Raw genomic sequence first — 1,033 nt, forward strand, 5'->3', positions numbered from 1 at the left:
GACTGTGCCTGCCGCGCGGTCTCGACATGGTCGCGGCGGTCCTGGCCGTGTGGAAGGCGGGCGCCGCATATCTCCCGGTCGACCCGGCGTACCCGGCCGAACGGGTCGCGTTCATGCTGGCCGACAGCGGGGCCTCGGTGCTGGTCGGCACTCAGTCTGCACTGGACGGCCTGACGCCCGACGACGTGACGGCACTGGCCCTCGACGACCCGGCGGTGGCCGACGCGCTCGCCGCGTGCCCCGACCACACGCCCCCGGTCGACATGGCCCACGGTCTGCTGGCGTACGTCATCTACACCTCGGGCTCGACCGGCCGCCCCAAGGGTGTGGCCGTCACCCACGGATCCCTGGCCAACTATGTGGCCTCCGTCCCCGGCAGGACGGGCCTCGGTGAGGAGGGCGGCCGGTACGCGCTCCTCCAGCCGCAGGTCACCGACCTGGGCAACACGATGGTGTTCGCCAGCCTGGCCACGGGCGGGCAGCTGCACATCCTCGACCCGGACGCGGTCACCGACCCGACGGCGGTCGGCGCGTACCTCGCCGCGCACCGGATCGACTACCTGAAGGCGGTCCCCTCGCACCTCGCGGCGCTGACCGCCGACGACATGAGGGCCGTACTGCCCGCGAAATCGCTGCTGCTCGGCGGCGAGGCCGCCTCGCCCGCCTGGGTACGGCAGCTGCTGGCGGTGCCCGACGGCCCCCAGGTGTTCAACCACTACGGCCCGACGGAGACCACCATCGGCGCGGCCACCGGCCGCCTGACCGCCGAGCGCCTGGCCGACGGCCGGGTCCCGGTCGGAACGCCTATCGCGAACAGCCGGATGTACGTACTGGACGCGTCCCTGGAACCGGTCCCGGCCGGAGTGGTCGGCGAGCTGTATATCGCCGGCGCGGGGCTCGCCCGTGGCTACGTCGAACGTCCCGGCCTGACGGCCGAACGCTTCGTGGCCTGCCCCTTCGGCGGCCCCGGCGAGCGGATGTACCGGACCGGGGACCGGGCCCGCTGGACGGCCGACGGACAGATCGTGTTCGA

1 protein-coding gene is annotated in these 1,033 nt (G+C 73.4%); it reads left to right on the top strand.

What is annotated here, in order from left to right; translation table 11 throughout:
- Nucleotides 1-1,033 (top strand): amino acid adenylation domain-containing protein (locus OF819_RS29010; protein WP_267246630.1); only part of this gene is annotated, 1,033 nt, incomplete at both ends.

This window comes from Streptomyces sp. PR69, from assembly GCF_026420845.1.
Classification (GTDB): Bacteria; Actinomycetota; Actinomycetes; order Streptomycetales; family Streptomycetaceae; genus Streptomyces.